At 72.9% G+C, this 16,398-nt stretch carries 11 protein-coding genes; 7 read left to right on the top strand and 4 right to left on the bottom strand.

All coding sequences use genetic code 11. The features are described from left to right. Window positions 1-126: 126 nt before the first annotated feature. Complete coding sequence (locus tag ACIQVZ_RS23345) at window positions 127-1,839, bottom strand: carboxyl transferase domain-containing protein (protein WP_350882532.1); 1,713 nt, start codon at window positions 1,837-1,839, stop codon at window positions 127-129. Between the two features lie 132 nt (window positions 1,840-1,971). On the opposite strand from ACIQVZ_RS23345, the gene ACIQVZ_RS23340 reads away from it, so the two are divergent. Together ACIQVZ_RS23340 and ACIQVZ_RS23335 are read left to right on the top strand one after the other, a co-directional pair. Beyond that, the gene (locus ACIQVZ_RS23340; RefSeq protein ID WP_402452577.1) at window positions 1,972-2,613 is read left to right on the top strand and encodes a TetR/AcrR family transcriptional regulator; all 642 of its coding nucleotides are present in this window, start codon (window positions 1,972-1,974) and stop codon (window positions 2,611-2,613) included. A 378-nt stretch (window positions 2,614-2,991) separates the two neighbouring features. Then, window positions 2,992-6,999 carry an ABC transporter transmembrane domain-containing protein gene (locus tag ACIQVZ_RS23335; RefSeq protein WP_402452575.1) on the top strand — a complete coding sequence of 1,336 codons (4,008 nt, stop codon included), beginning with the start codon at window positions 2,992-2,994 and terminating at the stop codon, window positions 6,997-6,999. A gap of 56 nt (window positions 7,000-7,055) precedes the next feature. Here the strand turns inward: ACIQVZ_RS23335 and ACIQVZ_RS23330 are convergent, their stop codons facing one another. Then, a complete protein-coding gene (locus ACIQVZ_RS23330) occupies window positions 7,056-8,021 on the bottom strand; it encodes an ATP-grasp domain-containing protein (RefSeq protein WP_402452574.1) in 966 nt (321 codons plus the stop codon). 95 nt (window positions 8,022-8,116) lie between these two features. Between ACIQVZ_RS23330 and ACIQVZ_RS23325 the strand changes: the two genes are divergently transcribed. Then, entirely contained in the window at window positions 8,117-8,650 is a 534-nt protein-coding gene (locus ACIQVZ_RS23325) for an NUDIX domain-containing protein (RefSeq protein ID WP_350882524.1), read from the top strand. A gap of 142 nt (window positions 8,651-8,792) precedes the next feature. Here the strand turns inward: ACIQVZ_RS23325 and ACIQVZ_RS23320 are convergent, their stop codons facing one another. After that, the gene (locus ACIQVZ_RS23320; RefSeq protein ID WP_402452573.1) at window positions 8,793-9,956 is read right to left on the bottom strand and encodes a hypothetical protein; all 1,164 of its coding nucleotides are present in this window, start codon (window positions 9,954-9,956) and stop codon (window positions 8,793-8,795) included. Between the two features lie 118 nt (window positions 9,957-10,074). Then, window positions 10,075-11,190, bottom strand: a complete 1,116-nt coding sequence (locus ACIQVZ_RS23315) for an iron-siderophore ABC transporter substrate-binding protein (RefSeq protein WP_350882519.1) — start codon at window positions 11,188-11,190, stop codon at window positions 10,075-10,077. Between the two features lie 321 nt (window positions 11,191-11,511). Here ACIQVZ_RS23315 and ACIQVZ_RS23310 point away from each other — a divergent pair, with 321 nt between their 5' ends. The 4 genes from ACIQVZ_RS23310 to ACIQVZ_RS23295 all read left to right on the top strand — a co-directional run bounded on the left by ACIQVZ_RS23310 (window position 11,512) and on the right by ACIQVZ_RS23295 (window position 16,200). Continuing rightward, entirely contained in the window at window positions 11,512-13,083 is a 1,572-nt protein-coding gene (locus tag ACIQVZ_RS23310) for an APC family permease (RefSeq protein WP_350882517.1), read from the top strand. Between the two features lie 237 nt (window positions 13,084-13,320). Further along, window positions 13,321-14,376 carry a tryptophan--tRNA ligase gene (gene trpS / locus ACIQVZ_RS23305; RefSeq protein WP_402452572.1) on the top strand — a complete coding sequence of 352 codons (1,056 nt, stop codon included), beginning with the start codon at window positions 13,321-13,323 and terminating at the stop codon, window positions 14,374-14,376. A 161-nt stretch (window positions 14,377-14,537) separates the two neighbouring features. Next, window positions 14,538-15,494, top strand: coding sequence for an LD-carboxypeptidase (locus ACIQVZ_RS23300; protein WP_402452571.1), 957 nt, complete (start codon window positions 14,538-14,540; stop codon window positions 15,492-15,494). A gap of 31 nt (window positions 15,495-15,525) precedes the next feature. Continuing rightward, window positions 15,526-16,200, top strand: a complete 675-nt coding sequence (locus ACIQVZ_RS23295) for a nucleoside/nucleotide kinase family protein (RefSeq protein WP_402452570.1) — start codon at window positions 15,526-15,528, stop codon at window positions 16,198-16,200. Window positions 16,201-16,398 lie beyond the last annotated feature (198 nt).

The following is a 16,398-nucleotide window of genomic DNA, read 5'->3' as shown; positions in this document are numbered from 1 at the left end:
GGAGGGAAGGGCGCCGGCCCGGGCGGTGCGCCGGCGCCGCGGGAGTCACGCCCGCAGGAGCGGGGTCACACCGACAGGAGAGGAGAGGTCGCGCGGGAGGGGCGGGTCACACCCGCCGGGGCGGGGTCACATCCGGAAGACCCCGTACGGGCCGGGCGGCGGGAGCGGGGCGTTGGCGCAGGCGGTGAGGGCGAGGCCGACGACGGTGCGGGTGTCCATCGGGTCGATCACGCCGTCGTCCCAGAGGCGGGCGGTGGCGTAGTAGGCGTTGCCCTGGCGCTCGTACTGCTCGCGGACGGGGCGCTTGAACTCCTCCTCCGCCTCGGTCGGCCACTGCTCGCCGCGGGCCTCCAACTGGTCGCGGCGGACGGTGGCGAGGACGGACGCCGCCTGCTCGCCGCCCATCACGGAGATCTTCGAACCCGGCCACATCCACAGGAAGCGAGGTGAATAGGCCCGGCCGCACATCGAGTAGTTGCCGGCTCCGTACGAGCCGCCGATCACCACGGTCAGCTTCGGGACGCGGGTGCTGGCGACGGCGTTGACCATCTTGGCGCCGTGCTTGGCGATGCCGCCCGCCTCGTACTGCCGGCCGACCATGAACCCGGTGATGTTCTGCAGGAAGAGGAGGGGGATGCCGCGCTGGTCGCACAACTCGATGAAGTGGGCGCCCTTGAGGGCCGATTCGGAGAACAGCACGCCGTTGTTGGCGACGATGCCGACGGGGTGGCCGTGGATCCGGGCGAAGCCGGTGACCAGGGTCGCGCCGTACTCGGCCTTGAACTCGGCGAACCGGCTGCCGTCGACCAGTCGGGCGATCACCTCGCGCACGTCGTAGGGCGTGCGCGGGTCGACCGGGACGGCCCCGTACAGGCCGGCCGGGTCCACGGCCGGCGGCTCGACCGGAGTGAGCGGCCACGGCCTGGCCGAGCGCGGGCCGAGCCCGGCCACGATCGTGCGGACGATCGAGAGGGCGTGGGCGTCGTCCTCGGCCAGGTGGTCCGTCACCCCCGAAGTACGGGAGTGCAGGTCGCCGCCGCCCAGTTCCTCGGCGGTGACCACCTCTCCGGTGGCGGCCTTCACCAGCGGCGGCCCGCCCAGGAAGATCGTGCCCTGGTTGCGGACGATCACGGCCTGGTCGCTCATCGCCGGGACGTAGGCCCCGCCGGCGGTGCAGGAGCCGAGCACGGCGGCGATCTGCGGGATGCCCGCGGCGGAGAGCCGGGCCTGGTTGTAGAAGATCCGGCCGAAGTGGTCGCGGTCCGGGAAGACCTCGTCCTGCATCGGGAGGAAGGCGCCGCCGGAGTCCACCAGGTAGACGCAGGGCAGCCGGTTCTCCAGCGCGACCTCCTGGGCGCGCAGGTGCTTCTTCACGGTCATCGGGTAGTAGGTGCCGCCCTTGACGGTGGCGTCGTTGGCGACCACCACCACCTCGCGTCCGGCGACCCGGCCGATGCCCGCGATCACCCCGGCCGCGGGCGCCGCCCCGTCGTACATCCCGTCGGCGGCCAGCGGGGCCAGTTCCAGGAAGGGCGAGGCCGGGTCGAGCAGGGTGTCCACCCGGTCGCGGGGGAGCAGCTTGCCGCGCGCCGTGTGCCGGGCGCGGGCCCTGGCGCCACCGCCGAGGGCCGCCGCGTCGAGCTTCTCGCGCAGCTCGGCGACGAGGGCCCGGTGCGCCTCGGTGTTGGCGCGGTAGGCGGTGGAGCCCGGATCGACCGCGGTGCCGAGCCGGGGCGCGGGAGCAGCGGCTCCCGGCGGTACGGCACCCGGCGCCGCCGTGGTGCCGGCCGCTGCGCTGCCATGGACGCCGGTGGGTACACCGGCGGTTGAGATGACCATTCCCAAGAGCTCCCTTGCCCTCGGCACCAGGTGGGCGGCCGAATGCGGTGCGCCCGTGGACCCCACGTTAATTAACGTTAACTTACGCATCCAGGTTAACGGCCGATAACCCCACTGTCTACGATGGGCAGCATGCCGAACGTTCCCGCAGCCTCCGCGCTCCCACGCCGCGACCAGATCCGTCGGGAGGCCGCGCGACTCTTCGCGGCCCGGGGTTTCCTCGGGGTGGGTGTGGACGAGATCGGCAAGGCCGTCGGCATCAGCGGCCCAGGGCTCTACCGCCACTTCGCCGGAAAGGACGCGATGCTCGCCGATCTGCTGATCGGCATCAGCGAGCGCCTGCTGGAGGAGGGGCGGCGCCGGGCGGGGGGCGGTGGCGGTCCGGCCGCCGCGCTGGACGCGCTGATCGGCGGCCACGTCGACTTCGCCCTCGACGACCGCGACCTGATCACCCTCCACGACCGAGAGCTGCTGAACCTCAAGGAGGAGGACCGCCGCACCGTCCGCCGGCTCCAGCGCGGCTACGTCGAGCTGTGGGTGGACGTGGTCCGGCAGGTCTATCCGCAGTTGACGGGCCCCGCCGCCGAGCCGGTGGCCAGGGCCGCCGTCCACGCCGTCTTCGGCCTGATCAACTCGACCCCGCACAGCCTCGGATCGGGCCCCGCCCAGGACGAGCGCTCCGGCCTCCAGCGCGACGGCATGGCCATCCTGCTGCAGGCCCTCGCCCACGGCGCCTTCGCGGCGGCGGCCGAGTCGGTGTCCGCGCGGGCCTGAGCCCCGCGCCAACGGAGGGCCTGCCCGGCAGTCCGGGCCCGAGGGCCGGCGGTCCGGTCCGGCTCCGAGGTCGGAGGTCTAGGGCCGTTTAGGGCCACCGGAGGTCTAGGACCAAAGGACGGCGCCCGCCCGCCCCTGGCCGCTGGGCCTTCGGCGGGTCGTCCGCGACCCTGGAGTCAGGCGACCCTGGAGGCGGGCGGGGTCGGCGGGCCGTGCGCGCGTTCGACCCGGACGCGTTCGGCCGGGAATCACCGCAGGCCGCAGGCTGTTGGCCAGTCCGCCGGACCGGACGATCCGGGCTGCTCCGGCCCGCTCCGGCCCTATCCGGGCCGGAAACGCCATGGCGGCCACCCGACGAAATGGTTAGCATCCCTAAATATGCCTGAGACTCACGGATCCACGGTGGAGCAATCCCCGAGCGGCTCACCGGACCCCGGCGCGAGCCCGCAGCCGGACGGCGACCACCCGCAGGCCGTCGGCTGGCTGCGCCGCCTGGTCGGCTACTGCTGGCGTTCCCGCCGCAGCGTGCTGCTCGCCTTCGGCGCCTCGCTCGTCGGCATGGCCGTCACCTCGCTGGTGCCGCTGGTCACCAAGCTGATCATCGACGACGTCATCACCGCGCACACCCGCTCGCTGGTCCCCTGGGCGGTGGTGCTGCTGCTCGCCGCCGCCGTAGTCTTCGGTTGCACCCAGGTCCGCCGCTACTACGGCGGCCAGCTCGCCCTCGACGTCCAGCACGACATGCGCAGCGACCTGTTCCGCTCGCTCGGCCGGCTCGACGGCCACCGCCAGGACCGGCTGGACACCGGCCAGGTGGTTGGGCGCGCGACCTCCGACCTCCAGCTGATCAACGGCCTGCTCTCGATGCTGCCGATGATGACCGGCTACCTGCTGATGTTCGTCATGTCGCTGGTCGTGATGGTCTGGCTCTCCCCGCCGCTCACCCTGATAGCCGTGGTGATGGCCCCCGCGCTGTGGTGGATCACCGTCCTCAGCCGCAAGCGCCTCTTCCCCGCCACCTGGGCCGCCCAGCAGGAGGCGGCCGCCGTCGCGGGCGTGGTGGACGGCGCGATCGGCGGCGTCCGGGTGGTCAAGGGCTTCGGCCAGGAGGCGCAGGAACTGGACAAGCTGGAGCGGGCCTCCCGCAACCTGTTCGCCGCCCGGCTCCGGTCGATCCGACTCAACGCCCGCTACAACCCGGCGATGCAGGCCATCCCGGCGCTCGCGCAGGTCGCGGTGCTGGCCTTCGGCGGCTGGCTGGCCGTCGACGGCCAGGTGTCGCTCGGGACCTTCGTCGCCTTCTCCACCTACGTCGCGCAGATGACCGGACCGGTGCGGATGCTCACCATGGTCATCACGGTCGGCCAGCAGGCCCGGGCCGGTGTGGAGCGCGTCCTCCAGCTGATCGACGAGCGCCCGCTGGTCCAGGAGCGCCCGGACGCGCTCACCCTGGACCTCACCGGGGACGGCACTCCCGAAGGCGCCACCACCGGCGTCCGCGAAGGCGGCACCGCAGGCCCTCGCGCCACCGCTGACACCCGCGCCACCACAGGCCCCCGAACCTCCGACGTCGCCCTGGAGTTCGACCAGGTCGAGTTCCGCTACGACCCCGAGCACCCCGCCCCCGTCCTGCACGGCCTCAGCCTGAAGCTGGCCCCCGGCGAGACCCTCGCCCTGGTCGGGGCTTCTGGCTCCGGCAAGTCGACGGTGGCGCAGCTGGTGCCGCGCTTCTACGACCCGGCGGCCGGCGCCGTCCGCCTCTACGGCCACGACCTGCGCGACCTCACCCTGGACTCGGTCCGGTCGGCGGTCGGCATCGTCCCCGAGGAGAGCTTCCTGTTCTCCGAGTCGGTCCGCACCAACATCGCCTACGGCCGTCCGGACGCCACGGACGAGCAGGTGGTGGCGGCCGCGCGGGCCGCCCAGGCCGACGAGTTCGTCCGCGCGCTGCCGGACGGCTACGAGACCAGGGTCGGCGAGCAGGGCCTGACCCTCTCCGGCGGCCAGCGCCAGCGGATCGCGCTGGCCCGGGCGATCCTCACCGACCCCCGGATCCTGCTGCTGGACGATGCCACCTCGGCGGTGGACCCGCAGGTCGAGGCGGAGATCCACGACGCGCTGCGTTCGGTGATGACCGGCCGCACCACGCTGCTGATCGCCCACCGCCGCTCGACCCTGCAGCTCGCCGACCGGATAGCCGTCCTTGATCACGGCCGGCTGCTGGACATCGGCACGCACGAGGAACTCGACGCCCGATGTCCCCAGTACCGGGCTCTGATCACCGACCCCGAGGCCGGCCGCACGTCGCGGTCGTCCGAGGCCCCGCAGACCGTCGAACAGACTTCGCCCCAGACCCCCGAGCAGCCCGCTGGGCAGCAGACCCCCGCGCAGCAGACCCCCGCGCGGCAGGCCGCTGAGCAGGCCGAGGCGCGGTCCACCTCCGAGCCGGTCCACGAACCGACCCCCACGCAGGCTCCTGCCCCGGCCACCCCCGACCTCCCCACCCCCGCCCTGGTCAAGGCGGCCCGCACCGCCGACCCCGACCTGCTGGCCAAGGTCGCGGCCCTCCCGCCGGCCGCCGACTCCCCGGCGGTCCCGCGCGCCGAGGCCGAGGCCGGTGACCCGGACTTCACCCTCCGCCGCCTGCTGCGCCCCTTCCGCGTCCCGCTCGCCCTGGCCCTGTTGCTCGTGGCGCTCGACGCGGCCTCCGGCCTGGTGCTGCCGGTGCTGATCCGGCACGGCATCGACCAGGGCGTCAGCAAGGCCCTGATGTCCGGGGTGGCCGTGGCCGCGCTCGCCGCGCTGGTGGTGGTGCTGCTGGACTGGTTGGTGCAGAGCGCCGAGAACCGGGTCAGCGGCCGTACCGGTGAGCGGGTGCTCTACATGCTGCGCCTCAAGATCTTCGCCCACCTCAACCGGCTCGGCCTGGACTACTACGAGCGCGAGCTGTCCGGCCGGATCATGACCCGGATGACCACCGACCTGGACTCGCTGACGTCCTTCCTGCAGACCGGCGTGGTCACCGCCGTGGTCAGCCTGCTGACCTTCGGCGGGATCTTCGCCGCGCTACTGATCATCGACGCCGGCCTGGCCCTGGTGGTCTTCGCGGTGCTGCCCCTGCTGGTGATCGCGACGCTGGTGTTCCGCCGGAAGTCCAGGGACCAGTACGAGCTGTCCCGGGATCTCATCAGCACCGTCAACGCCGACCTCCAGGAGAACGTGGCGGGCATGCGGATCGTCCAGGCCTTCCGCCGCCTGGACACCAACACGGACCGCTTCGTCGCCCGGGGCGTCGCCTACCGCGAGGCCCGGGTGCGCGCGCAGCTGTACATCTCGCTGTACTTCCCGTTCGTCCAGTTCCTCTCCAGCGTGGCCGCCGCGCTGGTGCTGATCGTGGGCGCGGCCCGGGTCGACGCCGGGACGCTGACGGTCGGCGCGCTGGTCGCGTACCTGCTGTACATCGATCTGTTCTTCGCACCGGTCAACCAGCTGTCCCAGGTGTTCGACGGCTACCAGCAGGCCTCGGTGGGCCTCGGCCGGATCCGGGAGCTGCTGCGCACCCCGACCGCCACGGCCGAGGCGGCCGACCCCGTGCCGGTGCCCGAGGGGCTGCGCGGCGAGATCTCCTTCGAGGGTGTCGGCTTCGCCTACAACGGCGGCGCGGACGGCGCCCCGAACGTGCTGACCGGCGTGGACCTGCACATCCCGGCCGGGCAGACGGTGGCGCTGGTGGGTGAGACCGGTGCCGGCAAGTCGACGCTGGTGAAGCTGGTCGCCCGGTTCTACGACGCGACGGAGGGCACCGTGCGGGTGGACGGGGTCGACCTCACCCGCTTCGACCTGGCGCAGTACCGCCACCGGCTGGGCGTGGTGCCGCAGGAGGCCTACCTGTTCGCGGGCACGGTGCGCGAGGCGATCGCCTACGGCTGGCCCGACGCCTCGCCGGCCGACGTGGAGGCGGCGGCCCGGGCGGTCGGCGCGCACGACATGATCGTCCGCTTGTCCGGCGGCTACGACCACGAGGTCGCGGGTCGCGGCCGCAACCTCTCGGCCGGCCAGCGGCAGTTGATCGCGCTGGCCCGGGCCGAGCTGGTCGATCCGGACATCCTGCTGCTCGACGAGGCGACCGCGGCGCTCGACCTGGCCACCGAGGCGGCGGTCAACCATGCCGCGGACCGGCTCAGCGGCGGCCGCACCACGCTGGTCATCGCCCACCGGCTGACCACCGCCGAGCGCGCCGACCGGGTCGTGGTGCTGGACCACGGCCGGGTGGTCGAGGACGGCACGCACACCGAGCTGCTCGCCCGGGGCGGCACGTACGCCCGGCTCTGGCAGGCGTTCATCGCGGACGGCCACCCGGCGGTCGGGGCCGTCGCCGCGAGGTAGCCGACTGCCCGCGATCAGTCTGGCGGACCGTCGCCGGCGGCCCGGCAGGCTGATCGTCAGGCGGCGATCAGCGAGGCCAGCAGGCCGGTGGCGTCGATCCCGTGCGGCAGGTCGCTGACCTGTCCGTCCCCGACCTCGACCACGCGCCAGCCGGAGCCGTCGGCCCGGCTGGCGAGGTCGGTGGTGACGAAGCGGCAGCCGAGCATCCGGACCAGGGGGCGGACGCCGGTGAGGTCGGGTTCGACATCGTGGTGCGGCGCGTCGGGGTGCGGCCCGACCAGGACGGGTTCGCCGTCCAGCCACCACACCCGCGCCTCCACGGCCCGCCCGCTCCCACGGCCCGAACTGTCATCCGGCCCTCCGCCCGAGTTGTCACCCGAGTGGTCACCCGAGCTGCCGCCCGGCCCGTCGGCCAGTCGCTCGAACTCCTCGTACCGCCGCAGCACCACCCCGCCGGTCAGGAACTCGCCCTGGAGCTCGACGAACCGCGCCACCACCCGTCCGATGCTCGCCAGGTCGGCCAACTCGGGGATGTAGCAGGCCTCGTGCCACTCGTGCTTGCGCGACTTCACGTAGTCCTTGACGATCGCCGGCCCGCTCCCGCCGAGCCGGGCCGCGGCGGCCGCCAGCTCTTCCGGCCCGGGCACCGCGGCAGCGGCGGTGGGGATCCACGTGCTGGGCGGAGTCGCCCCCTCGAACACGCCGTACCAGCCGGGCAGTTCGTGCGCCGTCGCATAGCCGGCCGGGCTGGTCAGCAAGGCGCAGCCGCGCGCGGCGAGCGCGGTGGCGAAGCCGGCGTAGCGGGCGGACGGAAGCATCCAGCCCCGGTACCAGAGCGGACCCCGGTCCCGCGGCACCCGCCGGACCGCCTGCTCGGCGTGCCCGGCGAGCAGCGCGTCGTGGTCGACCAGGTGGTGCTCGCCGCCCAACTCCCGCAGCAGCCTGGCCTCCCAGGCGAAGTGCGGGTCGGGCCGGCGCGGGTTGAGCGGGTCGGCGGGGAAGAGGATCGCGGGTACGGGCATGGCCGTCAGGGTAAGGCCCGGGCGGGGCGGCGTCGGCGGCTTTCGGCGCGTCAAACCCGCTCGACGGCCCGGCCGGGTGCTGGGAGAGTGATTCGATGCGAAATCTGCTGAGACTCCGTAGACGTGTCCCCCGGCAGGCGGCCCGCACGGTGGTCCTGGACGAGGACGGCTCGGTCTTCCTGCTCCGTTCGGACAACGACGAGGTCGGCGTCCACTGGACCATGCCGGGCGGCGGGCTGGAGCCCGGCGAGACCCCGTGGACCGGCGCCCGGCGCGAACTCTGGGAGGAGACGGGCTGGAGCGACCTCGAACCGGGCCCGCTGCTCTGCACGTGGGAACACGACTTCACCTGGCACGGCACTCCTGTTCGCCAGCACGAGCACATCTACCTCACGGGCGGACCGCACCGCGGCCCGGTCGGTGACGTCAGCGCGGTGCACGCCGAGGACCGGATCCTCGACTGGCGCTGGTGGACCCCGGCCGACCTGGCCGACGAGAACGCCGACGCGCTCTGGCCGCCCCGGCTGCCGGAGCTGCTGGACGCTGTCCGCGAGGGCTGGGCCGTCGACGGGCGCTCCCCGGTACCCGTCGACCTCGGCTTCATCCCGAACGCCCCGGTCGTCCGCTGACCGGCTGCCCGCTGACCGGCTGCCCGCTGACCGCTCCCCGACACACGGCCGACCGCGATCTCCCGGCCGCCGTCCCCTGACCGCTGCCGACGGGACCTGCACGCGCGCTGCTGCGACCAGACGCCCCTACGAGCGCACGCCGCTATGGGCGCCCGCCGCGTCGCGCCCGCCCGCCCGGGCCGGATTCCCAGGCGTGCAGGTCCAGTTCCCGGTCGTGCAGCGCGCAGGGGTTCATCAGCACGGTCAGCTGCGCGTCGGCCAACTGCTCGAAGGCGAGCCCGGTGGCGGTCAGCAGGTGCTCGGTCGGCACCGAGACGGCGATGGCGGGGCGCCAGGAAGGCAACACGATCAGGCTGGTACCGCGGCCGATGCGGACCGGTTCCGCCGTCACCCGGACCGGCGCCCGTTCCTCCGGGCGGCCGACGGCCTCGGGCTGGTTCGGGCTGCCGCCGATCAGGATGCCGAGCGGTGTCTCGGCCCGCTCCGCCTCGGGGGCGGTGGCCGATGAAGCGGTCACCGCCAAGGCGTCTCCGATGGGTCCACCCGAACCGGGTGCGGCTGCCGTCCGGACCTCGGCCTGGAGAGTGGCGGAGGTCGCGGCCGTCTCCCGTGCGGCTGCCCCCTGCCCGGTCGCGTCGGCCTGAGGGTGCATCCGGCGCAGTCGGCGCGAGGGCGCGGGGCGGCGGGAGACGGCGGCCCGGAGTTCCTCGCGCGCCGCGCGCAGCACGGGCACGGCCGGGTCACCCTCGGGCGCGACAGCCGGCCGACCGAACCGGCCGCCCCCGGTCCGCCCGCCCATGGCCTCGGCTTCGCCGCCCGGAACGTCTTCACGGACCCCGCCGTCTCCGCCTTTGCCGTCCTCGCCGTCCTCGCCAGCCCCGCCGTCCTCGGTGCTCTCGCCGAGCAGCGCCCGAACCTCCGTCGCCGGTCGCCGGCACGCGGCCGCCAGGTCGGCGACCGAGCGGCCCTGGGCGCGGGCGGCCCGCAGCCGGTCGGCGAGCGCCGCCCGCAGCCGCGAGGTGGTCGGATCGTCCGCAGCCGCCTCGCCCGCCGCCGTCGCGAGTCCGCCGTCCCCCACGCCGTCCTCCCGTCCGCGCGGCTGCGGCACCGAGTCGTGGCGTGAGCCGCCGGCCTGGCGCGGCCCGCCGACCGTGCCGGCCGGGGCGGAGCCCGGAGCGCCGGCCGGGCCGGTCTCGGCGGCCGTCGCGATGGAGCAGCGCGCGGCGTGCGGGGGCGCGGACTCGCCGCTGCCCCCGGGCGGGCCGGGCAGGGGCGGGTCGGTTGCGGCGGGGTGGAGCGAGGTCATCGGCACGGGCCCTTCGGCGGACGGTCCGGATGATCCTCCCGCACCGCGCGACCAGCTCCAAGAGTCAGTTCCGGGGGTGTGCGCGAGACCACTGCCCGCCGCTACGCCCCGTGTCGACTCAGGTGCCGGGCGCGACGAAGCCCTTGAGGTCGGCGAGTACCGCGTTGGCGGCCATGACACCGAGCCCGAGGAACCAGGTCTCGTCCGAAACCGGCCGGGCCTGACCGGACTTGACCGCGCCGAGGGTCTTCCAGAGCGCGCCGCCGAGCACCGCGTCCTGGTTGGTGGAGCTGGGGCTGCCGTACACGCCGTAGAAGATCCAGTCGGCGTCGGCCTTGTCGATCTGCTCCGGGCTGACCTCCACCGCAAGCTCCTTGACCTGTTCGATCTTGGGCTGCGGCAGTGGGATGTCGGTGAGGATGGTGCCGATGAAGGACAGCTCGGCGTACAGCCGGGTCCGGCCGGGCATGAAGCGCAGCGGCGTGATGGTGGGCCGCTTGTCGCCGAGCTTGGTGCCGATCGCGGTGGCGGCCGCCTGGTACGCGTCGAGCTGGGTCTTGGCCTCGGCCTCCAGGCCGAACGGGCTGGCGTTGAGCTGGAAGTTCTGCTTCCAGGGGTAGCCGGGGCGCAGCGAGAAGACGGTCGGCGCGATCTTGGACAGCTGTGCGTACTGGTCCTGGGCGCGCAGCTGGCTGCCGAGGATCAGGTCGGGCTTGAGTGCGGCGATGGCCTCCAGATTGAGGCTGTTGATGGTGCCGACGTTGGCCGGGTTGCCGGCCTTGTCCTTGAGGTAGGACGGCAGGGACTTGGAGCCGTCGGTGTAGACGATGCCGACCGGCTGGATGCCGAGTGCGACGACGTTGTCGAGTTCGCCGGTGTCCAGCACCACGACCCGGGTGGGCTTGGCGGGGATGACGGTCTCGCCCATGGCGTGCTTGACGGTGCGCGGGTAGACGCCGGGGGCGGCGTCGGTGCCGAAGCCCTTCATCTTCTCGATCACGGTGGCGTAGTCGTCGCCGCCCTGCTTGACCGACTTCTGGTCGGGCGATGCGCCGCCGGTGCCGGGGGTCGCGCCGCCGGAGCCGCCGTTGCCGCCCGAGCCGCCGGAGCTGCCGCAGGCGGTGAGCAGTCCGCCGAGGCCGAGGACCGCCCCGCCGGCGATCCCGGCGGAGAGGAACCTGCGGCGGGAGGGGGTGCGGGGGGCGAGGACCAGGCCGTCGGGGTGGGGGGACACGCGACGCTCCTTCGAATCGAGGTTAGGTGAGGCAAACCTATCCGAAGTGCCCGAGGGGGGCGTAGCGGCCCGTCCGGGCCGAGGGCGAACCATCTCAAACCTTGACATAGGGGAGAAATTCTCTTGACCCTGATCCTTTGAAACCAAGGTACACCGCTTAACGTGCCGTTAATGCTGCACCTTGATGGGCTTCGTCGAGAACGAATCGAAGCAAGTGGTTTAGATCACCAAGGGTTGGTCTACTCAACCTTCCATGCTCGCGCCTAGGGTGCGCTGGTGTTTGATCAGCAGCTCTCAGAGCACGGAAGCAGCGGCCGGGCAATGGCGCCCGACGCTCCGCAGGGTGCCCCGGTCAGTGGCATCAGTGGTGGAGTCCCCGACCAGGGGACAGCTGGGGGAGCGGGGGACAAGGGGCTACGGGGCAACTCGGTGGGCCTGTTGGGCAGTGTGGTTCTGGGCGTCTCCACGGTCGCCCCGGTCTACTGCCTGACCGCGACACTCGGGCCGACCGTCACCGCGGTCGGCGTCCAGATGCCCGCCGTGTTCCTGGCCGGCTTCCTGCCGATGCTGCTCGTCGCGTTCGCCTACAAGGAGCTGAACAAGGACTTCCCGGACTGCGGTACGTCCTTCACCTGGACGGTCAAGGCCTTCGGCCCCCGGGTCGGCTGGATGGCCGGCTGGGGCCTGACCGTCGCGACCATCATCGTGCTCTCCAACCTGGCCGGAGTCGCGACCGACTTCCTCTACCTGATGCTCGGCGAGATGACCGGCAGGAGCTGGGTCGCCGAACTCGACCAGAACCAGGCCGTCCACCTGCTCACCGTCGTCCTGCTGATCGCCGGCGCCACCGCGATGAGCTACCGGGGGATGACCGCCACCAAGTGGTTCCAGTACAGCCTGGTCGGCCTCCAACTCGCCGTGCTGGTGCTCTTCTCGGCCATCGCCATCGGCAAGGCCGCCGCCGGCGACCTGCCCGACTCGATCGGCTTCTCGTTCTCCTGGCTCAACCCGCTCCAGGTCAGCTCCTTCAGCGCCTTCACCGCCGGCCTGTCGCTGTCGATCTTCATGTACTGGGGCTGGGACACCTGTCTCACCATGAACGAGGAGACCCTCGGCAGCGCCAAGACCCCCGGCCGCGCCGCGATGGTCTCCATGGTCACCCTGGTCGGCTCGTACCTGCTGGTCGCGATCTCCGCCCAGATGTTCGCGGGCGTCGGCTCCACCGGCTCCGGCCTCAGCAACCCGGAGACCTCCGACAACGTCTTCGCCGCGCTCGCCCGCCCGGTCCTCGGCTCGCCGTGGAGCGTCCTGCTCTTCCTGGCCGTCGTCGCCAGCGCCGCCGCCAGCCTCCAGACCACCTTCATCCCGGTGGCCCGCACCCTCCTCGCGATGAGCGCCTACCGCGCCGTGCCGCCGCGCTTCGGCGCCGTCCACCCGCGGTTCCGCACCCCCGGGTACGCCACCGTCGCGGCCGGCATCGCCACCGCCGTCTTCTACGTCGGCATGAGCCTGATCAGCGAGAACGTCGTCCAGGACACCATCCTGGCGCTCGGCCTGATGATCTGCTTCTACTACGCGCTGACCGCGTTCGCCTGCGTCTGGTATTTCCGCCGCTCGCTGCGCACCGGCCCCCGCGACCTGTTCCTCAAGGGCATCGCCCCGCTGCTCGGCGGCGTGCTGCTGAGCGGGGTCTTCCTGCAGACCCTCACCGACGCCTGGAACCCGGACTACGGCAGCAGCGCCGTCTTCGGCATCGGCTCGGTGTTCGTCATCGGCGTCGGCATCCTGCTGCTCGGCGCCGTCCTGATGACCTGCTACGGGCTGGCCCGGCCGGAGTTCTTCCGCGGTGAGACGCTGCGCAAGGACACCCCCGCGCTGGTCGTCGAGGACTGAGAGGAGCGGGAGGACCGGGAGGACCGGGGGCGCCGAAAACCGGCCACGCCGCCGGGCACCGACGCTATCCTCGACCGCATGAAGCTCTACGCGGGCCAGTGCTGGTGGCCGTCCTGAGGGACGGCCACCCCACCCGCTCGACCAGGGCCGTCCGGAACGGACGGCCCTTTCGCGTTTCCCACGGAACGGGCCCCGCCCCGGACGGCCGCCACCACCGCCGTACCGGGGAGAAACCCGATGACCACCGCGACCACCCCGACGACCCCGTCCGTGGCCACCACCGCCACCTTCACCGCAGACCCGACCGGCCACCGCGTCCTCACCGGGGACCGCCCCACCGGACCGTTGCACCTCGGCCACTACTTCGGCACCCTGCACAACCGCGTCCAGCTCCAGAACCAGGGCGTCGAGATGTTCGTCGTGATCGCCGACTACCAGGTCATCACCGACCGGGACATCGCCGACCGGCTCGCCGAACACACCGAGAACCTCGTCCTCGACTACCTCGCGGCCGGCCTCGACCCCGACCGCGCCACGATCTTCGCGCACAGCGCCGTCCCCGCCCTCAACCAGCTGCTGCTGCCCTTCCTCAGCCTGGTCAGCGTCGCCGAACTGAACCGCAACCCCACCGTCAAGGACGAGATCGCGCACTCCCGCCAGTCCGCCGTCAACGGGCTGATGTTCACCTACCCCGCCCACCAGGCCGCCGACATCCTCTTCTGCAAGGCGAACCTCGTCCCGGTCGGCCAGGACCAGCTGCCCCACCTCGAAGTCGCCCGCACCATCGCCCGCCGCTTCAACGAGCGCTACCCGCACGCCGGCGGCGGCGCCGTCTTCCCCACCCCCCGCGCACTGCTCTCCGACGCCCCGCTGCTGCTCGGCACCGACGGCGGCAAGATGAGCAAGAGCCGGGGCAACTCCGTCCCCCTCGGCGCGACGGAGGACGAGACCGCCCGAATCATCCGCGGCGCCAGAACCGATGCCGACCGCCGGATCGACTACGACCCGGTCAACCGGCCCGAGGTCTCCGGCCTCGTCCTGCTCGCCGCGCTCTGCCAGGACCGCGCACCCGAGGAGATCGCGGAGGAACTCGGCGACGGCGGGGCCGCCGCGCTCAAGCGCGCCGTCACCGACTCCGTCAACGAGTACCTCCGCCCCCTGCGCGCCCGCCGCGCCGAACTCGCCGCCGACCGAGGCCACCTGCGCCAGGTCCTGCGCGACGGGGCCGAACGCGCCAACGCCGTCGCCGACGCCACCCTCGACGAGGTCAGGAAGGTGATGGGGGCGATCTGAAGGACCGCCCCGTGCCTCCCGCGCACCTTCGGGGCACCTTCGGCCCGAAGACGTCGGCTCGCGGACATCGGCCCGTCGACACGGGGGCATATCGTCACCGGGCGGCCTCGACCACGCCGAGGCCGCCCGTACCCGGCCTCCCCCGAAAGGCGTCCCGGCCCATGGACCAGCACCCGACCACACCCGGCCAGGGTCTGACCCGCCCGCCGCACCTGCGCCCCGGCGACCACATCGCCGTCGTCGCCCCCAGCGGCCCGATCGACTCCCAGCGACTCACCGACGGCTGCGCGATCCTCCGCTCCTGGGGCCTGCGGGTCACCGTCGCCCCGCACGTCCTCGACGCCCACCCCACCCTCGGCTACCTCGCCGGCACCGACGCCGACCGCGCCGCCGACCTCAAGTCCGCCTGGCTCGACCCCACCGTCGACGCCGTCATCTGCGCCCGTGGCGGCTACGGCGTCCACCGCATGGTCGACCTGCTCGACTGGGACGCCATGCGCGCCGTCCCGCCCAAGCCGTTCATCGGCTTCAGCGACGTCTCCTCCCTCCAGGAGGCCTTCGCCCAGCGGCTCGGCATTGCCACCCTCTACGGGCCGATGAGCGCGGCCGGCTCCTTCATCACCGACGGACCGACCGCCGAGCACCTGCGCCGCACCCTCTTCGAGCCCACGGCCACCACCGTGCTCACCTCACCGACCGCCACCGCCCTCGTCCCCGGCCGCGCCCGGGGCGTCACCGCGGGCGGCTGCCTCCACGTCCTCGCGGCCGAGCGCGGCACGCCCGCCGCCCGGCCCTCCTACGCCGGCGCCATCCTGATCCTGGAGGACGTCCACGAGCACCCGTACCAGCTCGATCGGCTCCTCACCCAGTTCCTGCGCTCCGGCGCGTTCGACGGGGTCGCCGGCATCGCGCTCGGCTCCTGGGACGGCTGCGGACGGCTCGACCGCGTCCGGGACGTCATGCTCGACCGCCTCGGCCCGCTCGGCATACCCGTCATCTGGGAACTCGGCTTCGGCCACTGCCCCTCGACCCTGACCGTCCCGCTCGGCGTCCCCGCCCTCCTCGACGCCGACGCCGGCACCCTCACCCTGGAGGTACCCGCCCTCGCCGAGCGGTGAGGCCCGTGCCGACGGTGAGTAGGGTGCGGCCATGAACGAGGACCGCCTCACCGCCCTCGCCCTCGGCTTCCTCCGGGGCCCGGGCAGCAACGCCCGTACGATCCTCGGACTTGCCGGCCCGCCCGCCGCCGGCAAGTCCACCCTGGCCCGGCGCCTGGTCGCCGAGATCGAACGCACCGAAGGCCCCGGCAGCGCCGCGTACGTCCCGCTCGACGGCTTCCACCTGTCCGCCGCCCAACTGGACCGCCTCGCCCTGACCCACCGCAAGGGCGCTCCCGCCACCTTCGACGCCCACGGCTACGTCGCCCTGCTGCGCCGCATCGCCGCCGACCGCTTCCAGGACATCTACGTCCCTGACTTCGACCGCACCCTCGACGAACCGGTCGCCGCCCGCCACGTCGTCCACCCGCACACCCGCCTCGTCATCACCGAGGGCAACTACCTCGCCTCCGCCGACACCCCGTGGCCGGAGGCCCGCCGCCTGCTGCGTGAACTCTGGTACGTGGACACCGACGACGCCCTCCGCGAGGAACGCCTGCTTCGCCGCCACCGCGACGGCGGCCGCGACGAGGCCACTGCCCGCCACTGGGTGGCCGGCAACGACCACCCCAACGGCGAGTACGTGAAAGCCGGCCGTGCACTCTGCACCCGGACCGTCCCCGGCAGCGGCTTGCCCACGACGCCGACCAGGGGTAGTGTTCTCTAGTCGCTCGGCAGGGAGCACCGGACACGCATCGGCGCGGACGGTCCCGGGGCGGCCAATCCTTTTGAAACACCATTTCCTGGTTCGGGTCGGGTCGTGTCTTGCTGCGGCTTGGTTCTTATTCGGCGTGTTCGTTTTATTGGATTGCGGCCGATTCGCTTTTCGGAGTGGGGATCGGCTAGAGTTTGAAACGTCGGACGG

The sequence above is a fragment of the Kitasatospora sp. NPDC098663 genome (assembly GCF_044760075.1).
Lineage (GTDB): Bacteria > Actinomycetota > Actinomycetes > Streptomycetales > Streptomycetaceae > Kitasatospora.
This window is presented reverse-complemented; position numbering and strand designations above follow the sequence as displayed.

Bases quoted from the DNA above. Each gene is read 5' to 3' on its own strand.
- ACIQVZ_RS23310 (WP_350882517.1), top strand. From the start codon at position 11,512: ATGGCGCCCGACGCTCCGCAGGGTGCCCCGGTCAGTGGCATCAGTGGT.
- ACIQVZ_RS23340 (WP_402452577.1), top strand. From the start codon at position 1,972: ATGCCGAACGTTCCCGCAGCCTCCGCGCTCCCACGCCGCGACCAGATC.
- ACIQVZ_RS23320 (WP_402452573.1), bottom strand. From the start codon at position 9,956: ATGACCTCGCTCCACCCCGCCGCAACCGACCCGCCCCTGCCCGGCCCG.
- ACIQVZ_RS23335 (WP_402452575.1), top strand. From the start codon at position 2,992: ATGCCTGAGACTCACGGATCCACGGTGGAGCAATCCCCGAGCGGCTCA.
- ACIQVZ_RS23345 (WP_350882532.1), bottom strand. From the start codon at position 1,839: ATGGTCATCTCAACCGCCGGTGTACCCACCGGCGTCCATGGCAGCGCA.
- ACIQVZ_RS23325 (WP_350882524.1), top strand. From the start codon at position 8,117: ATGCGAAATCTGCTGAGACTCCGTAGACGTGTCCCCCGGCAGGCGGCC.
- ACIQVZ_RS23330 (WP_402452574.1), bottom strand. From the start codon at position 8,021: ATGCCCGTACCCGCGATCCTCTTCCCCGCCGACCCGCTCAACCCGCGC.
- ACIQVZ_RS23295 (WP_402452570.1), top strand. From the start codon at position 15,526: ATGAACGAGGACCGCCTCACCGCCCTCGCCCTCGGCTTCCTCCGGGGC.
- trpS (WP_402452572.1), top strand. From the start codon at position 13,321: ATGACCACCGCGACCACCCCGACGACCCCGTCCGTGGCCACCACCGCC.
- ACIQVZ_RS23300 (WP_402452571.1), top strand. From the start codon at position 14,538: ATGGACCAGCACCCGACCACACCCGGCCAGGGTCTGACCCGCCCGCCG.